Origin of the sequence: Oceanobacillus timonensis (assembly GCF_900166635.1) — a bacterium.
Classification (GTDB): domain Bacteria; phylum Bacillota; class Bacilli; order Bacillales; family Amphibacillaceae; genus Oceanobacillus; species Oceanobacillus timonensis.
On record NZ_LT800497.1, the window covers coordinates 4005100 to 4022928 of the forward strand.

Genomic DNA, 17829 nt, shown 5'->3' on the forward strand with positions numbered 1-17829 from the left:
CCGTGTAAAATCCTTCACACGGTCTGGAAAAGTTTAAATAAAAACATTTTTATTTAAACAACATCATAGCCTTGGTCTTCAATTGCTTCTGTGATTGCATCCAGTTTTACTTTTTCATTATCAAAGGAAACATCCACATTTCCTTCCTGAAGATGCACATTTACTGTATCCACACCGTCTAAACCGCCTACAGCTCCTTCAACAGCTTTTACACAATGATCACACGACATACCTTGTACTTGAATCGTTTCGTTAGTCATTTTTTCTCCTCCTCTTACTTTCTATATTTATCATAACATACCCCTCGTAGGTATTGTCAAGAACTTTACTTATTCCCTCACCTTTCGCTCTTAACAATAAGCATATAAAACTTGCTGTTCCAGGATGAATAGGATTGCTATTATCATGCTTGCATTTCGTTCAATCATTCTTCTATTTTTTAAACAGGATAGGGTGTATATGAGATAAATTCGCTAGAATGCGTTATATTTCAACAAATTAGCCGATTTTATATGATTATCTAGTAAAAAACACTTCTTTTCGCAATTTTACGGCATTTTAACACTTATATAAGGGACATTGCCCAGTTGATACTCCCTTGTATTCCCGTTAATCTTAAAGATAGTCTTATGAATCCATATTATTTTTTAATAATCGAGTTATCAAAAATAAGGAGAATTTTATGATGAAAAAGAAATTAAGTTATTGGTTAATTGGTTTTTCCTTCATCCTGCTCGCCGCATGTGGTGGTGAAACAACAAATGAAGGCGGTCCTATCGTTTTAGCCGATGAAGGCTGGGATAGTTTACGATTTCATAATGATGTCGCCGGTTTTATTATTTCCAACGGATATGGTCATGAAACAGAAACCATGACAGGATCCGCTGCTGCGCTAATGACTGGACTGGAAGATCAGGAAATTAATGTACATATGGAAGTATGGACGCAGAACCTTGGAGAAAGCTATACAGAAGGTTTGGAAGATGGAGATTATCAAAAGGTTTCTGTGAACTTTGATGACAATTTCCAAGGCTTATATGTTCCTACATATATGATTGAAGGAGATCCGGAACGCGGAATCGAACCAATGACTCCTGACTTGGAATACGTTTCCGACCTCTCCGAGTATTGGGAGGTTTTCGAAGACCCGGATGACAGCAGCAAAGGGCGAATTGTCGGCGCTATATCCGGCTGGGAAGTCGATCAGATGCTTGCTGATGGCATTGACGAATACGGTTTGGATGAATACTATAACTACTTCCGCCCAGGTTCGGAATCAGCAATCAATATTTCCCTTTTAGACGCTTACGAAAGTGGCGAACCATGGGTTGGGTATAACTATGAACCAAATTGGGTGATGGGCATGTATGATATGACACCGCTTTTGGAAGAAGATCCAGAAGGTCCACTTTCTGAAATGGGCGCCCAGGATATTGATATCGCCGTAAGCAATGATTTGGAGGAATGGGCACCGGAAGTTGTCGAATTTTTAAGCAACTATGAAACTTCTAGTGACATTGCCAATGATGCACTGCAATATATCCAGGAGGAAGATGCAAGTACGGAAGAAGCTGCTGAAAAATTCTTGAAAGAAAACGAGGATCTTTGGACAGAATGGGTGACAGATGAAGCAGAGGAAAAAGTAAAAGCGGCTTTGGAATAAAAAAGCAAATCTGACTGTTGTCATAGAGTTGCATTTTATTCGAGTCTGCAATGGCAAAAGAGCCGGAAGTACACAAATCAAATCGTTTGCTGACTTTCGGCTCTTTCATTCCTTATGCACCTTGCTCTTCACCATTTAAAATTCATCTAAACTGCATATCTGCTTTGATGGAATCGGAAACGGTACAATATTTTTCCTCGCCAAGGTGAATCACACTTCAATAAAAAAGTCCCGGCAATACCTGCTGGCATAATTACCGGAACCTTTTTAAATTGATTCTATAACATTTTCGGGTTTGATGAAGATAGATATTCCCACCTCTTTATATCAAAAGAGGCTGTCGTGTTTTCAGCAAATAGTTTAACCCCTTTACTTTCTTCTTTCGGAAAAATTCTTGTAGTAAAGACAAATTCACCTTCATTGACGAAAATCTCCACAGAAGAAGTATCTACAAACACACGTAAAGAAATGTTATTATCTGTACAGGTAACCTGGCGTACAGTACCATAATCTACAGCTATTGGAATTCCTGAATTTGTACGGTCAAGTACTATCTTATTACGTTTTGTGTCTAGATAAATCAACGTTTCTTCTTCTTTTCCCGTACGCAGCTTTAATCCTGCAATACCATCTTCTACTGTCATATCGCAGTTCAGTTCGTAAACAGTATCCGAAAAATCATCCAGCGTTCTTTCTTTTCCATTCAATTTACCATGCCATTCTGCCACAGAACCTCTCTTTTCGACCATTTCTTTTACCGGAGATTGATAGATTTTATTATTTTTTATACGCAGTTCTCTTGGAATCGTTAAGCAATTTGCCCACATATCTTTATCAGCTGGGTAAGACGTATCTGGAAGTCCCATCCAGCCAATTAAAATTTGGCGTCCATCTGGAGCCTGCGTTGTCTGAGGCGCATAAAAATCAAACCCGGCATCCAATTCTTGAAAGGTATCACTTTTGAAATGATGTTTTTCATCATCAAAATGCCCAATAAAACATCCAGAGTTGTGCACATTTTGATAAGTGTCTCCTACTGGTTCAAGACCTTGAGGAGAAAGCATCAATACATCTTTTCCATCCACTTGAAAGATATCCGGACACTCCCACATATATCCAAATTGTTCGTAGTCCGTTTTCAGCTCACCTTGACAGCTCCAGTCCAGCAAATCATCTGATTGATAGAGAAGCAAACACCCAGTATGATTCTCTCTTTCTGCTCCTACAATCATATAAAATTTATCTTTGTGCTGCCATACTTTTGGATCCCGAAAATTCGCAGTATATCCATCCGGCTGTTTGGGAATAATCGGCTTCTCCTGCTTGATAATCTTTTCGTCTTTGTTCATCACAGCAAAGCTTTGACAAGATTCACGATTCCAGTTCTCATCACGTTTATTCGCAGTGTAGAATAAATACAATAATTCATCTTTAACAATACCTGTACCTGAGAAGATACCATGGCTCTCATGGTTATATTCAGGAGCCATTGCCAATCCTTTGTCTTCCCAATGAACCAAATCATTCGATTCCACATGATACCAATGCTTCATTCCATGAACAGGTCCAAAAGGGAACCACTGGTAAAACAAGTGATACTTTCCCTGATAGAAAGCAAAGCCATTTGGATCATTTAATAACCCGTAAGGAGGCTGTATGTGAAACTGCTGTCTCCATATGCTTTTATGCACTTTTTCCAGTAATTTTTTTTCTTCTGTATCCGTCATTTCATGGTAATGACGATACCGCATGTCTCTTGTCCATTCCATATTATTTTCAGAAGCTCCTTCCTACATTCCTTTTTAATCTGTATATCACTGCCTTCAGGAATTTTTGGCTGCTGTTTTTTCATCAGGCTCTAATAATTCTTTTGGAACAGCGAACAAAGAAGCAAGGATATACGCTAAAATAAAGGTAGCTACACCGACAATAATATACGATACAAATTGATAACCGCTGTAAATATACATTAATGGAGATAAAATAACTGCCAATCCGTATGCATTAGCCTGTACTCCCAAAATAGACAGCACCATTCCTCCCACAGCTGAAGAAAGGAGCATCACAGTTAACGGACGTGTTCCGTAACGAATGATAATACCAAAGAGTGCAGGTTCACTGACACCTAAAAGCTGTGTGATACCAGCGCTGGTTCCCATCACTTTAATATTCTTTTTCTTACTCTTACGGCTGATTGCAAAGCAAACGGCGGCATTGGCAAATCCGTACATGGCACATAACGTGATAAGCGGATTAAACCCGGTCGAAGCAAGCAGGGTTGTTTCAATCATTAAGAACAAGTGATGCATTCCAGTGATAACGGCTAACGGATAAATTAACCCGATAATAAATCCGCCAATTCCAAATGGCACATGGATAAGGCCATTAACCACATAAACAAGACCATTTTCAACAATATGAAGTACTGGTCCAAGTACTAACAACCCACCTAAAACACCAACAAGAATAACAAAGAATGGAGTGAACATTAGATCTAGGGAATCTGGCATTTTCGCTCGTAACTTTATTTCCACTTTGGATCCTATAATACCAACAACAAGTGCGGTCAAAACACTACCTTGATACCCAACAATCGGGATAAAACCGAATGCCATCAGTGGTTCTACACTAGACGTCGCATCGGCCACTTCATAAGCATTTGGCAAAGCAGGTGACACAAGCATCAGCCCAATAACAAATCCTATAATCGGAGTACCGCCAAACTTCTTGAAGGCCGACCAACAAATTAATGCCGGCAGAAAAGCAAATACCGTATCTGTCAGTACAGTAATCAGTGCCAATACAGATTCCGGAATAGCGTCCGGTGTTGTGCCAAAGAACCCTAAAACAGATTCATTCAACAATACACCTTGTAATCCAAGGAAAAGTCCTGTTGCGACAATCCCGGGAATAATTGGGATAAATACATCGGCTAGCGTTCTTACGCCACGTTGTATTTTCCCCTTCTTCGGCTTCTGCTCTTGTGAACCTTGATTATCCGATTGTGTTTCATCTTCCTCATCAGAATCGCCAGTAATAGCTTTATAAACTTTATTAACAACTCCTGTACCAAGAATGACTTGGAATTGTCCAGAGTTATAGAAAACACCTTTTACTAGTTCAATATCTTCTATTGCCTCTGTATCAATGGAATCTTTATCTTTGACGTTAAAACGCAGTCTCGTTGCACAGTGCGTTACTGATTCAATATTGTCTTTTCCAATAATCTTTATGATTTGTTCGCCTGTTTGATTATATTGATCATTAGACATCCTTTTTCACTCCTTTTCAGCTAACAGCGATTCCTTGATAAGGTTCTAATACAATCTCGCTTCCTATTATCGAAGGCTTCATTTGACTATATAAAATAATATCCTCAACGGGACGATTTAATAGAACCGTTTTCTTTTCTGTACTTAAATTAACCAGCACTGTGACACTTTTATCTTTATTTAGACGCTCATATGCAATGACTTCTTCCGGTACATCTTTTATTTCTCTGATATCTCCAAAAGTGAACGTATCACTTAATTCACTATTCTGCCTTAACTGAATCAATTGTTGATAAAATGTATAAACCGAATTATTTGCTGCATGAATTTCTGGATACTCTTCTGTCATCCCAAGCCATGGTGTTCCAGAAGTAAATCCCCCATACTGCTCATTGTTCCAAGGAAAAGGTGTCCTTGTATTATCACGGCTTCTTAAATTAACAAATTGAAGTGCTTCTTCTTTTGAAAAGCCTTCCTGCATCGAACGATGATAATTATCAATACTTGAAATATCATTAAACTCTCCGATAGTTGACCGGTTAAAGTTTTTCATCCCAAGTTCTTGTCCTTGATAAATAAAAGGCGTTCCTCTCAAAAAGAAATACAGCATGCCAAATGTTTTCGCTGTTTCAGGCGTTTGCCATTCCGCTTCTCTTACCATCTTGGACAACACACGGGGCTGGTCATGATTTTCCAGGAAATTCGCTCCCCAACCAGCTTCCTGGAATGCCTTTTGCGAACGGAATAATAGTTCCTTCAATTCCGGAATAGTCCAATTCGTACGCTTAAACCAATCTGATCCTGATTCCACATCAATATCTGCATAATGAAAGTCAAAAATCATGGAAAAATAACCGTCTTTCCCAATAAATTGATTAAAATCTTCATATTTTACTCCCGGAGCTTCCCCAACTGTTACAGCATCATACTTTTCAAACGTATTCGCTTTCAATTCATTTAGAAAATCTTCAATTCCGGGCCTGTTTCTTGTTTTATGTTTACAGGACACAAGTCCATCTGCTCCATCTGGCGGCAGACTGGCATAATCATTATCCTTTTTGATGAAAGTAATGGAATCAATACGAAATCCAGCCACTCCTTTATCCAGCCAGCGATTAATCATCCCGTATAATTCCTGACGCATTTCTTTATTTTCCCAATTTAAATCCGGCTGTTTTTTATCAAATACATGCAAGTAGTAAAGATCTTCGTCTGGAACCTTCTCCCAAACCGAACCACCAAAAATAGATCGCCAGTTATTCGGCGGATTGCCCTCTATTCCCGGTTTAAAAATATAGTAATCTCTATATTTGCTCGTTGGATTTTTCAATGCTTCCTGGAACCATAGATGTTCGTCTGAAGTATGATTAATCACCAAATCCAATATAATTTTAATATGACGCTTCTTCGCTTCTTCTAGAAGCTGATCGAAATCATCCATCGTTCCAAATTCCGGGTTAATCCCTTCAAAATCAGAGATATCATACCCATTATCTACCATTGGCGATGAAAATATTGGACAAATCCATATCATTGTAATCCCTAACTCTTCCAGGTAATCTAACTTTTGTGTAATCCCTTTCAAATCTCCGATACCATCACTATTCGAATCATAAAAGCTCTTCGGATAAATCTGATAAACAACTTCATCCTGCCACCATTTTGTTTCCACGAGGTGAATCCTCCTTATTTCAAATTGTGGAACCGATTCCATATACATATGAGGAATCGGTTCCACATTGATTAAAATGTTAATATTGAGTAATACTATCACTTTCTTTTTGTTTTGTCTATACTATTTTTTGGCAATACCTGATAATTAATGTGTGTTATTGTTGGAAAAGATTTCTTTCCTTTCATCCTGACAATATTTTTTGCAGCAATATATCCAGCCTTATTATAGTCATAATGAACCGTTGTCAATGCAGGGGATAAATAACTGGATATCTGATAATCACCAAAACCAGTCACAGAAATATCTTCAGGGATACGAAGTTTCTTTTCATATATGGATTTCATTGCACCTATCGCAATATTGTCCGTTGCACAAATTAATAAATCTGGCCTTATTTCATTTAATAGCTTATTCGTTTTATGAACTGCATTTTCGATGGAAAAGTCCGTGTAATAGATGGATACTTCTCCCTGTTGTTCTTTCGCAAACCGGTCAATAAAGCCTTTTTTTCTTAAAATACCAACTGCCTTATCCGCTTCATCTACCCCAAGGTAAGCAATTTTCTGGAAATCGTAAGTTGTTAAAAGTTCCGCAAGATCAAAAGCTGCTTCATAGTCTTTATAAACAATACAGTTTAACCGTTTATCTTCTTGACCAATAATAATAACAGGTACTTCAATGGATTCTATCGTATGAATATGTTCTTCTGTTAATTTCGTTGCAAGAAAAATTATACCGGAAACCTTCATTTTTGCCAGGCGTTTCAAGTATTCAATTTCTCTTTCAGAGCTTCTGTCCGTATTCTCAATGAGAATATTATAATGCAGCTGTTTTAATTCCTTATCAATCCCTTGCAATGTTGTGGTTACCGAATAAGAATCAAATCTTGGGATGATTACGCCGATTGTGGGATTGCTTTCTAAACGCAGATTTTGTGCATACGAATTTGGAATATACTCCAATTCTTCTATCGTTTGCTCAATCTTTTTCTTTGTAGCTTCACTAACATAGCCGTTATTTAAATATCTGGATACCGTACTTTTTGCAACGCCAGCTTTTTCAGAAATATCACGTATTGTAGCCATTGACTGTCTATCCTTTCAATCTTGAAAAATCATCTATTATAAAAATAGTATACCCTATTATTGTGCTATTTTCACGGATAGTACTGTAATCTGTGATTCTTACACAGCCTTTTAGTGTATAAAATGAAAAAGAGAAAATCAAATGCATTCCTGCCTAACTTGGAATGATAACTTTGATTTTCTCCTCAGACCTTTACATTTGTTTATCTCTTATCTCTAAAACAGCCTCCACTGCCTCCTCCAATGAAGAGGTAATCACACCGTTTCGTTTCACTAATCCCACCAAAAATAAATTCCGATAAACAAATTGATTTTCTAACCCGTCTTCTACAAGCGCGGCAATCTTTGTTTGATTATCTCTACCTTGCTGGCGAGTGTCTGTAAATACACCGACAATCGGACGGTGAAGCATGGAAAAAGCTCCAATTTCGGCGGCTACACCGGAATCTACTTCCACACCATCCAGCACAGCAATTAAAATATCACTCTCTTCCAATTTTGATAAATCCGCTTCTGCAATAATCTCGCTGTTCGCATAAGCTGACTTATCATTAATTGCGGCATTTTCCTGAGGTACATATAAATCAATCTCTGGAACAGCCTCACGTACCGCTTTTGCCAGTTGTTCATTTACATAACGATCTCCCATCGAAAATAAACCATTTGCCAAATAACCCTTCATTGCAAGCACCTCTTATCTTATTTCATTTAGATTATCTTTCTATTGTTTTACATTTTAACAAAATACGCTTGTTTGCAACTACTTTTCATCCTGAGACTCCAAATAAATATAAGCCCCGACGATCAACACCGTCAGAATAATACTCATAAATGCTTGCATGTCCACTCCAAGCGATGTATTTTCCAAAATCAGGGGAGGGAAATTCCAAGCAATTAAAATAACAGGCAAAATCCATGTTTTCGCCCAAATAGACAACAGGATTGCTATAACTATCACGATTCCTAACAGAATGACATTTCCTAAGAATGGAATCGTAACGAGCGACGTTTCCACGTAGCCATCCATAAAATAAGCGGCTATAAATAAAAGCATGCTGATAACAGCGGGAATGGCGAAAATCTGATATTCTTTTGCCCCTGTCACCTCATTTTTAGCAGTGTACTTTACTGCAAGCAGAGAACCCACGATAAACAGCACGCTAATCACAGCTGTACTCAGAATCCGGAAAAAGCTGTATGCAACAATTTCTCCATATAAGACACCACGTAACACATCTCCAAATACCATAAAAACAATCGCACCAATAAGAATATAAGGTATCAGCCAGGATAAAGATGGTGCCTTTGTCTTATTCACTGCTTTTTTCAGCTCATCTAAATATTCCTGTGGTGATTGCTCCGTAATTGGTTCAATCGGCTCATTATTTTGTTCCATTTCATAGAGCCTCTGCGCCAGATTATCAGCAACTTCTTCGATATCCGATTGTTCGATGCCTTGAGAAAATAAATACAGTCGCAGTTTTTCTATAAAACGATTACTTTCTGAGCTTAATTTTGACCGATCCATTTCTATGCTCCTTTCTGTCATTTTTATATCCATTTGTTTATTTATCTCGACATTATAAAAACATCCCTATTCTAAAGGACATTTTCTTGTTTTACAAGAAATCCGGATAGGAAAACGACTCATTCGCTTCAGGGGGAGCTAAATAATCGTTTTTTCTTACCCTATCGCGCAAGAAAAAAATTACTCTTTCACGTGGAAGAGTAATTTTTCAAGAGGAGCATATCAATCAAATAAAGTTGGTTTTTCCGTGTCTCTTAAAAATTCAAATAAACGTTTGATTTGTGTTTCTGTATTCCGATTTAACGAAAGAGGAGGAAGGTTATCCGCAGCAAAAAAATCAATTCCTTTTGTCTCCATACCTAAGCTGGCTTCTCCACTTATAACCTCACAGAGAGGATACATAATTTATAATACTGATAAGGTTGCGGCGGATGTGCATGCTTATTCGTATCAAAAACCGCCAGCAGCTTCCTGGGTTCAACCTGAAAACCCGCTTCTTCCTCAATCTCTTTGGTAACATTTTCTCTTGGTGATTCGCCTACATCACAAAAACCACCTGGCAAAGCCCATGCATCATCATGCTTTTCACGGACCATTAAAATACGATTATCTTTGAAAATCACGCCCCGTACATCCACTTTCGGGGTCTGATACCCTGTTTCATTCGCAAATAAATCCCGTATGGATTCAAATTCCAAATTCGTATATTCGTTCATTATTTCGATGCTTAATGTACGAAGCTGCTCATATCGCTCCCTATCGTACATATCATTTGTAAAAGTTAATCCTGCCTGCGCTATGGATTGGATTTGTTTTGCCCATGTCAGCCATTTATCACTCATCAGACCGCATCCCTTCCCTTATTGACACACTGCAACTAACCTTCCCAAGTAAAAACCGTATAGAACATCTTTTTACGCTACATCTATACTTCATTATAATTGATAATCGACACAAACCCGATCCTGCACACACTCTTTCACAAAGTTAGATACACGAACATGTTCCGGGTGAATTTGATATTGCTGCAAAGCCTCTTCTGTCTCAAATTCACTATCTAAAATAATATCACGATCACTTGTCGCCAGAGGGTTAATGATGACTTGAATAGAAACAACACCATCTACCATTTCTTTCAAACTCTCTAACTCGCTTTTTATTTTTTCCGCATTCGCTTTTTTCTCTGCTTCACTGAAATGTTCACCGTGATTCCACTGTACAATATGCTTAATCATCTCTAACAACTCCCTATTTACGTTATATATGTAAAGTTTATCATAGACTCGCTTTATAATGGACCCAAGAATCTAGACACGAAAAAAGGAGATGTTAAGGTAGGTATATGAAACGAAAAAGATATACATCCGCATTCAAATCACAAATCGTGTTAGAAATCTTAAAGGAAGAAAAGTCCATGAGTCAGATAGCATCGGAACATGGAATCCATGTGAATCAGCTTCATAAATGGAAAACACAGTTTCTGCAAGAGATGCCTCAAATCTTTGAAAAGCAAAACAAAGACTTAGAAAAAATGAGAGCCGAACATGAAGAACAAGTAGAAAACTTGTATGCAGAAGTCGGAAAATTAACCACGCAATTGTCGTGGCTCAAAAAAAAATCTGGCATCTACCATGACTAAAAAAGAACGTATGGAATTGGTGGAGTGGCAAGATTCGGATCTGTCTATCTCAGAACAGGCTAAATTGCTTGGAATCAATCGCTCCAGTCTTTATTACAAGCCTGTATTGCCATCTGCCGAGGAAGTTGCCATAAAACATCGTATTGATGAGATTTATACCAAATTTCCGTTCTTCGGTTCACGCAGAATTACCAAGTTATTAAATCAAGAAGGGGTGAATATTAATCGGAAAAGGGTACAGCGTCATATGCGTGAAATGGGCATTCAAGCCATCTATCCAGGTCCAAATTTGAGTAGACGGAACCTGCAGCATCGTATTTATCCTTATTTATTGAAAGGAGTGAATATTACCCGTCCGAATCAAGTTTGGAGTATTGATATAACTTATGTTCGCCTGCATCATAGCTGGATGTATTTAACAGCAATTATTGATTGGTACTCTCGCTATATTATAAGCTGGGAATTGGATCAGACACTGGAAATGGATTTTGTCCTAAATGCTGTCCAATGTGCATTCACGGTGGGTACACCTGACATATTTAATAGTGATCAAGGCAGCCATTTCACAAGCCCAAAATATATTCATCTTTTAAAGGAACAACCATCCATACAAATCAGTATGGACGCCAAGGGACGTGCATTGGACAATATCATGATTGAACGCTTTTGGAGAAGCCTGAAATATGAAGAAGTCTACTTAAAAGACTATGAGATGCCAAGAGAAGCCAGAAGCAATATAAGCCATTACATGGATTTTTATAATCATGAACGTCCGCATCAATCATTGGATTATCAAACACCGGCTTCGATTTATTTTCATTAGATAATCATTATCCCATCTGGAGCGATTATCTTTCCTGTGCCAGAGACTGTCAAGGGAAAGACCGCCCTTGACAGTCTCTGGCACAGGAAAACCTGGTCATTAAGATGGGATAAAGATGAAATAATGGTTTCACCTTATTTTTATAAAATTGGTGTCTTGACAATGGGGTCCACTTTACTTTTCCAGCATAATGATTATATAATTCTCATATTTTAGAATGATTTGCCGCACTTCTCTCTAAATGGTACAGTATAAACAAGAAATAATTTGCTCAAATTTCAAAAAATAATAAGGAAGGACGTATAATGATACATAAAACATCAAAAATACCACATTATTTTCTAGCACTTATTTTATTTATTGCTCTCGCAGTCTTTATGATTGGATGCAGCTCTAATTCTGAAGAGAACAATGGAGATTCCAACGCAGAAGGTCAAACAGAAAGTGTTTCCGCCGATGACGCAGAAGCAGAGGAAGAAGATGCAGATGTCGAATCAGGAGCTTCTGACCTCTACCATGAAATTGGAGAAACATTTGAAATGATAGGGTATTATTCCGATGTGCCTGCAGAAGTTACCGTCAATGATATATGGATTGAGGATGATCCGGAACATCAAGAATATATTGAGGATAATATCGCTTCCCCTACGGAAGATGATGTTGTCGTGTTTGTTGATTATACGGTTAAAAATGTCGGGGATACCGATATGACAATGGGAGATTTAATTCCAGAATATACCGATGCAAATACAGAGCTTGATTTAAGCTATCCAGAAAACGATACATTTACTGACTTTACGGAGTCCTTCCAGGTACCTTTGGAGGCAGGTGAGTCTATGGATGTCATTGGAACTGTTCCTGCAGATAAAAAAGACCAATATACCAGTGCATTAATGTGGAATATCACCCAAGATGTCCCTGAAATTGTTTTCCATACCCCACAGGAAGAACGACGAGACAAAATTGGTACATATGACATTGGAGAGGATATGTATCTATTTGGCCAGGGAGAAGATAGCTTTTATAGAGTAAATATCAGTAACATAGAAGTTGTAGAAGATTATGAAGGTATTGAAAGGTTTGATGATGACAGTTCTTTCTTTGCAATCGATATGGAATTCGAGAATCAATTAGAGGAAGATGTATCTTTATACAGTACATTCCCTAGCGCTTTTGCAAATGGGCAAGAAGCCATTTATTCGGACAATCTTGTCATAGATGGTCAAGTTGTAGAAGATTTATATGAGGGGCCTGAAGGGGAAATTAGTCCTGGAGAAACGATAGAAGGAACCGTATACCTTGAAGTCATTGACGAGAATATGGAGGATGTCAAGTTACTCTACCTAAACCCGACATTGCTCACTTTCCCGGATTATGCAATGCGTATCAATTATAATGTGGAGGATTAAACATAACTTGTTTGTGTAAAGCATCCTATTTTCTTTATAAATAGAATAGGATAGGATAAAATAGCAGTAACACGTATGATAAGCCTAAATGAATATGTAGTGCTAACCTCAGGCGCACATCAATTACTAAGGAGGTTAGCACTTTTCCAGTTTTTAAACCTTGTTGGGGTAGGGTGTATGATGTGCGCTTTCGCACTCTATACTGATGCGTAAATGAAAATGGTGTATAGGTTATCCGCTAAATAGTTTGGTCAAGTATCAGCCTGCATAGATGCCCAAAACTAACATCACCAACAACGAAAAAACGAGGAGCCATAATTGGTACCTCGTTTTTCGTATTTGTGTTCCTTCTAACCTTTTCTCTGCACGGCCATCCAAATCTCACTATATACATTATTCAAATCACTATCATCTTCTACAAAAGAGACTTCAGGTGCTTTCACTAATTCGTAATCAGAGGAAGGTAGCCATTCTGCTGCTATTTTCGCCCATGTTTCCTGCATCGTTTGCGGGAACGGTCCCTGTGAAGAGAAAATAGCCCAGGTATGCGCAGACACATCTACCACATCCAGCCCTTCAAAAGGGCCTTCTTCATCAGTCAATACACCAATCATATGCTCCAAATAACCTTCTTCGTCCATTCTTCCGTCATCAAAGTTATAGGAAGCATTGATTACCTGTTTCGGCTCTAAATTAGCGAGTTCATGCATCTTGTCTTTCTGCTTATCCGTAATACTTTGCGCCAAATTTTCAATTTCCGGATTAACTCCTTCAAATTGCATTGGCACCTTTTTACTGACACCAATGATTTGAAATGCTTCTTTTTCCACAATTCGATAATTCATTTCTGCTCCTCCTTGCATCGTTAATTGGAAGGTGAGTTTTGGAAAAGCTTTAAGTTCCTGCTTTTGCTGCTGTTTTACTTCAGAAGGTTTGAACCCCGCCCATTCCCGGAATGCACGGGAGAAACCATCGACAGAGCTGTAACCATATTTAAAAGCAGTATCCGTTACATGAACATCCTCCCGCAGCAGGTCAAACATTGCATTGGAAAGCTTTCGATTACGGATATAGGCAGTCAGCGTCATCCCGGACAGGAATGAAAACATGCGCCGGAAATGATAAATCGAAGTGCCGGTGATTTTTTCAATTTCTTTCTCATCGATTTCTGTGTCTAGGTGCTCCTCAATATACTGTAACGCTTCATTCATGCTGCTTTGCAATTCTTTTCCTCCCTTCCATTAGTTCAAGTATAGAAGCTATTCGTAAAAATGACTCGACAAAAAAGAAACGGGTTTTATCGGATAAACATCGTCAGCTGCTAGATAAGATGACTTTTCCCTTTCTGCCATCCGTAACTGTATCCAGCGCCTGCTTTATATCTGTCAAACTATAGTGTGCTTTCTCCATACCGAGCAGCAGCTCTTTCTTCTCCACAAGCCTGATGATTTGCTGGAAGGTTGCCTGCCATTCCGCCTGTCTTGCCTTCTTATTCCAATGCCTCAAATGAAAAATATTCATTTTCACTTTATCCGCAAAGGCTCCCCAATCCATCTGCTGGCCAGACAACAAGCCGATACTCAAAAAATGTCCCTGACTGCGCAAACAGCCAGCTAACTCAGAACCTGCATTTCCCCCCAACAAATCAATCGCGGCATCGGCTCCTTTTCCATTCGTTTTACTCATCACCATTTCAAAAAGCGATTGGCTTGACGTATCCACTACTTCAGAAGCACCAAGATTTAAAAGTTTCTGTGTATGTTTGCTATTTCTCACAATTGCAATCAAACGTACATTTAAAACTTTTGCAAACTGTGCATATAAGTGTCCTATTGCTGACCCACAAGCATTAACTACCAGCACACTACCTGGCTGTAATTGCAATATCTCTGTCAGAGTTACCCATGCCGTTACAGGGTTAATATATAGTTGTGCAGCTTGTGTCGTATCAATAGATTCCGGCACAGATACAGCAAATGCAGCTGGCGCTCTGACAAAGTCCTGCCAAGTCCCCTCCCCGCGTAACGGTAAAACACGCTTGCCAACAAGCTCTGTGCTGACATTAGTTCCGACGTCCTCTACAACCCCAACACCTTCATAGCCTGGAATATAGGGCAGCGGAATTCTGTGCGCATAACTGCCTCTAACCGGGATTAAGTCAGACGGATTAATCGGTCTGGCCAGCATGCGTACAAGCACTTCTCCTGCTTCAGGAGGAGCGATTTCTTTTTCTGTTATCTTTAATACGTCATTCGGATTACCAAATGTATCACAATAAATATATCTGTTCCGCACGTTAAGATATCCTCTCTTTAAAAGCTTTATCTTCTATTATAATGGAAAAAGGAACAGCAGACGACTGCTATCCCTTTTATACTCCTTCCTATTAAACTGCTTTTCGCTGAAAATAAAGGTAACCTCCAATGAAAAATAATAAAAAACTGCCGCCAATAACCATTAAAATTTGGTCCCAAGGAATAAAAAAGAAATCCTCTGCACTTCCGCCAACATTCATCATTAAAAATGGCTGTCCCCAAGGGTAATATGGTCCAAACCGCTCCGAATTAATTACTAAAATGGTCGGCAATGTAAAGATAACGTTTATCGAAAATGGAGCGGCAAAGCTTTTAAAAGCAATCGAAACCCATAGCTGTAAAGCAATTAACGGAAATGTTGCCAGCCAGCCTCCTATAATTGTTTTCCAAACAATCTCCATGGGAAAAGGATCTATAATCCCTTCTATCATGCCTACTATATAAATAGAAACCAGATACAGGAATTGCATCCCTAACACAAGAAGCAGTAATAACATATATTTGGAAAGAAATACTTTTCCTCTTGTTACCGGAAGTGCCAACAACTGTTTCCAGCCTCCCTCCTGGTGCTCATAGCGGCAAATCACGCTAGCTAGAACGCCTGTTATCAACGGTAAGAATAAAACAGCGTAAGTAAAATTCATCATTATCAATTTTTCATACCATTGATTGGTTGCTCCTATATCGCCTAATGAACTGGACAATCCTATTAATAATCCAACCAGTGGCGCCACCAATAGAAGTAATAATACCTTTGACTTTCGCAGCTTATACCACTCAGAACTTATCACGGAAAACATTTATTTAACGTCCCTTCTTTTAAAATCAATCATTCCCAACAAATACAACACCAATCCGAAGCCGATTCCTAATAACGCATTGATATAGGAATGCCCCCATTCATTCGATAGGTCCGGCCATTTCCAAATTACCCAATCCGGTAAAAGCGGCGCAGAATAGGCCAAAATAACACCAATCACGCCTAAGGTCACCGGGATAGCCTGATTCTTGCTTATCGTAGCCACCCAGAGATGCAGCCCTAATACAGGCAGCGCCGCAAAGAAAGGGAAAAAACTGTATTCTATTAACCGTAAGTACGGTATATCTGCGCCTAACCCCAGTACCACTCCATAACCAAACATAAACAGGAATAAAAGGACAGACGATAAGAATAAGATACAGCTGATGACTGCAAACTTCGATAGATAGACCGCCCGCTTAGACACAGGCAACGCTACTAACTGCTTCCAGGCATTGGTTTCATCCTCAATACTCGCCATAAAAGACGTCAAAATCACAATTCCTAAAACGACCGCCAGCGGGGTAAAGGTATTAATATTCATCAAATAGTAAAGCCAGCGGTCATCCATCTGCTCAAATAAGTAATCCTTTCGCACACCATAATTGACCATCTGCAGGGCTACTACACCAAAAGGGCCAATTAGGCAAAGCAGCCACATCCCTTTACGTTTTATCTTTAAAAAATCCGATTGTATCAGTGGAAGAATCATCCTGCCTGCTCCTCCTTCGTCATCTCCAGAAAGATATTCTCTAAAGACCGTTTTTCCTCTTGCACGCGATAAATAGAGAAACCTTGCTGGACGAGGTAGTGGATAGAAGCTGCCACCTGCTCATCATCTTCCGCCTGCAGAAGAACACTCTCTTCCCCTAAATCTGCCTTTTGACCATTAGCAAGCAGGGAACGCCACGCCGCTTCATTATCATCTACCCTCACCTGGATAGAAGCCTGCGCAATTTTACGCATGGATTCAATCGAATCTTGAAAAATCATTTTCCCTTTCGACACAACCCCGACTCTCGTAGCCATCTGATCAATTTCAGATAATAAATGGCTGGATATCACTACCGTCATGCCATATTCTCTCGGCAGCCTTTGAATCAGCTCACGCATTTCAATGATGCCGGATGGATCGAGCCCATTCGTAGGTTCATCCAAAATCAACAGCTCCGGCTGATGCAGCATTGCCGCAGCAATCCCGAGGCGCTGCTTCATCCCAAGTGAAAATCCTTTTACTTTTTTATTACCAACCCCGTCTAGACGTACCAGCTTCAGCACTTCATCGATTCTTTTCTTTGGTACATGCAGGATTTTTCTGTTTGCTTCCAAGTTTTCTCTGGCCGTTAAATGCGGATAATAAGAAGGATTTTCTACCAGCGAACCAACATGCTTCAAAATGTCTATCCGGTTGTTTTTCATATCCTTGCCGAATAATTGAACAGATCCGGAAGTCGGCCGCATTAATCCCAACAGCATACGAATCGTTGTTGTTTTTCCAGCTCCGTTTGGACCTAAAAAGCCGTATATCTCCCCTTTTGGTATCTTCATTTCCAAATTAGATACTGCTTTTTCTTTTCCAAATGATTTGGTTAAATGCTTCGTTTCTACGATATATTCCATG

The 17829-nt window shown here is 39.0% G+C and carries 16 protein-coding genes and 1 pseudogene; 3 read left to right on the forward strand and 14 right to left on the reverse strand.

The window, feature by feature from the left end; genetic code table 11:
- Window positions 1-53: 53 nt before the first annotated feature.
- Window positions 54-260 (reverse strand): copper chaperone CopZ, encoded by a 207-nt coding sequence (copZ, locus tag B7E05_RS19650; protein ID WP_080875796.1) that lies wholly within the window; start codon window positions 258-260, stop codon window positions 54-56.
- 425 nt (window positions 261-685) lie between these two features.
- Between copZ and B7E05_RS19655 the strand changes: the two genes are divergently transcribed.
- Entirely contained in the window at window positions 686-1663 is a 978-nt protein-coding gene (locus tag B7E05_RS19655) for a glycine betaine ABC transporter substrate-binding protein (RefSeq protein ID WP_080875797.1), read from the forward strand.
- Between the two features lie 278 nt (window positions 1664-1941).
- On the opposite strand, the gene B7E05_RS19660 is transcribed toward B7E05_RS19655, so the two are convergent.
- From B7E05_RS19660 to B7E05_RS19695, 8 genes and pseudogenes are all read right to left on the reverse strand, one after another.
- Window positions 1942-3432, reverse strand: coding sequence for a glycoside hydrolase family 32 protein (locus B7E05_RS19660; RefSeq protein ID WP_080875798.1), 1491 nt, complete (start codon window positions 3430-3432; stop codon window positions 1942-1944).
- Window positions 3433-3486: 54 nt separating this feature from the next.
- Complete coding sequence (locus B7E05_RS19665) at window positions 3487-4935, reverse strand: PTS transporter subunit EIIC (protein WP_080875799.1); 1449 nt, start codon at window positions 4933-4935, stop codon at window positions 3487-3489.
- 16 nt (window positions 4936-4951) lie between these two features.
- Window positions 4952-6607, reverse strand: coding sequence for an alpha-glucosidase (locus tag B7E05_RS19670; protein WP_218672706.1), 1656 nt, complete (start codon window positions 6605-6607; stop codon window positions 4952-4954).
- Between the two features lie 98 nt (window positions 6608-6705).
- Complete coding sequence (locus tag B7E05_RS19675; protein WP_080875800.1) at window positions 6706-7695, reverse strand: LacI family DNA-binding transcriptional regulator; 990 nt, start codon at window positions 7693-7695, stop codon at window positions 6706-6708.
- 193 nt (window positions 7696-7888) lie between these two features.
- Window positions 7889-8377 carry a nucleoside 2-deoxyribosyltransferase gene (locus tag B7E05_RS19680; RefSeq protein WP_080875801.1) on the reverse strand — a complete coding sequence of 163 codons (489 nt, stop codon included), beginning with the start codon at window positions 8375-8377 and terminating at the stop codon, window positions 7889-7891.
- Window positions 8378-8455: 78 nt separating this feature from the next.
- Window positions 8456-9223, reverse strand: a complete 768-nt coding sequence (locus B7E05_RS19685; RefSeq protein WP_080875802.1) for an HAAS domain-containing protein — start codon at window positions 9221-9223, stop codon at window positions 8456-8458.
- A 222-nt stretch (window positions 9224-9445) separates the two neighbouring features.
- Window positions 9446-10065 (reverse strand): annotated as a pseudogene (locus B7E05_RS19690) (NUDIX hydrolase).
- A gap of 93 nt (window positions 10066-10158) precedes the next feature.
- Window positions 10159-10458: a Dabb family protein gene (locus B7E05_RS19695; protein WP_080875803.1), complete on the reverse strand. Its 300-nt coding sequence runs from the start codon at window positions 10456-10458 to the stop codon at window positions 10159-10161.
- A gap of 107 nt (window positions 10459-10565) precedes the next feature.
- Here B7E05_RS19695 and B7E05_RS19700 point away from each other — a divergent pair.
- Together B7E05_RS19700 and B7E05_RS19705 are read left to right on the forward strand one after the other, a co-directional pair.
- Window positions 10566-11685 (forward strand): IS3 family transposase gene (locus B7E05_RS19700; RefSeq protein WP_143833266.1). Its coding sequence is split into 2 segments (ribosomal slippage): window positions 10566-10834 and window positions 10833-11685, totalling 1122 coding nucleotides; the frame shifts between segments, so codons are not numbered across the junction.
- Window positions 11686-11990: 305 nt separating this feature from the next.
- Entirely contained in the window at window positions 11991-13094 is a 1104-nt protein-coding gene (locus B7E05_RS19705) for a DUF5067 domain-containing protein (protein ID WP_080875804.1), read from the forward strand.
- Window positions 13095-13444: 350 nt separating this feature from the next.
- Here the strand turns inward: B7E05_RS19705 and B7E05_RS19710 are convergent, their stop codons facing one another.
- The 5 genes from B7E05_RS19710 to B7E05_RS19730 all read right to left on the reverse strand — a co-directional run bounded on the left by B7E05_RS19710 (window position 13445) and on the right by B7E05_RS19730 (window position 17828).
- Entirely contained in the window at window positions 13445-14317 is an 873-nt protein-coding gene (locus B7E05_RS19710) for an AraC family transcriptional regulator (RefSeq protein ID WP_218672707.1), read from the reverse strand.
- 91 nt (window positions 14318-14408) lie between these two features.
- On the reverse strand, window positions 14409-15389 hold the full coding sequence (locus B7E05_RS19715) for a zinc-dependent alcohol dehydrogenase family protein (RefSeq protein ID WP_080875805.1): 981 nt from the start codon (window positions 15387-15389) through the stop codon (window positions 14409-14411).
- Window positions 15390-15480: 91 nt separating this feature from the next.
- A complete protein-coding gene (locus tag B7E05_RS19720) occupies window positions 15481-16209 on the reverse strand; it encodes an ABC transporter permease (RefSeq protein WP_080875806.1) in 729 nt (242 codons plus the stop codon).
- Window positions 16210-16920: an ABC transporter permease gene (locus B7E05_RS19725; protein ID WP_080875807.1), complete on the reverse strand. Its 711-nt coding sequence runs from the start codon at window positions 16918-16920 to the stop codon at window positions 16210-16212.
- Window positions 16917-17828, reverse strand: a complete 912-nt coding sequence (locus tag B7E05_RS19730; protein WP_080875808.1) for an ABC transporter ATP-binding protein — start codon at window positions 17826-17828, stop codon at window positions 16917-16919. The genes B7E05_RS19725 and B7E05_RS19730 overlap by 4 nt, the downstream gene beginning before the upstream one ends.
- Between the last annotated feature and the right edge of the window lies 1 nt (window position 17829).

Coding starts and splice junctions, on each gene's coding strand:
- copZ (WP_080875796.1), bottom strand. CDS start 260: ATGACTAACGAAACGATTCAAGTACAAGGTATGTCGTGTGATCATTGT.
- B7E05_RS19655 (WP_080875797.1), top strand. CDS start 686: ATGAAAAAGAAATTAAGTTATTGGTTAATTGGTTTTTCCTTCATCCTG.
- B7E05_RS19660 (WP_080875798.1), bottom strand. CDS start 3,432: ATGGAATGGACAAGAGACATGCGGTATCGTCATTACCATGAAATGACG.
- B7E05_RS19665 (WP_080875799.1), bottom strand. CDS start 4,935: ATGTCTAATGATCAATATAATCAAACAGGCGAACAAATCATAAAGATT.
- B7E05_RS19675 (WP_080875800.1), bottom strand. CDS start 7,695: ATGGCTACAATACGTGATATTTCTGAAAAAGCTGGCGTTGCAAAAAGT.
- B7E05_RS19680 (WP_080875801.1), bottom strand. CDS start 8,377: ATGAAGGGTTATTTGGCAAATGGTTTATTTTCGATGGGAGATCGTTAT.
- B7E05_RS19685 (WP_080875802.1), bottom strand. CDS start 9,223: ATGGATCGGTCAAAATTAAGCTCAGAAAGTAATCGTTTTATAGAAAAA.
- B7E05_RS19695 (WP_080875803.1), bottom strand. CDS start 10,458: ATGATTAAGCATATTGTACAGTGGAATCACGGTGAACATTTCAGTGAA.
- B7E05_RS19705 (WP_080875804.1), top strand. CDS start 11,991: ATGATACATAAAACATCAAAAATACCACATTATTTTCTAGCACTTATT.
- B7E05_RS19720 (WP_080875806.1), bottom strand. CDS start 16,209: ATGTTTTCCGTGATAAGTTCTGAGTGGTATAAGCTGCGAAAGTCAAAG.
- B7E05_RS19725 (WP_080875807.1), bottom strand. CDS start 16,920: ATGATTCTTCCACTGATACAATCGGATTTTTTAAAGATAAAACGTAAA.
- B7E05_RS19730 (WP_080875808.1), bottom strand. CDS start 17,828: ATGGAATATATCGTAGAAACGAAGCATTTAACCAAATCATTTGGAAAA.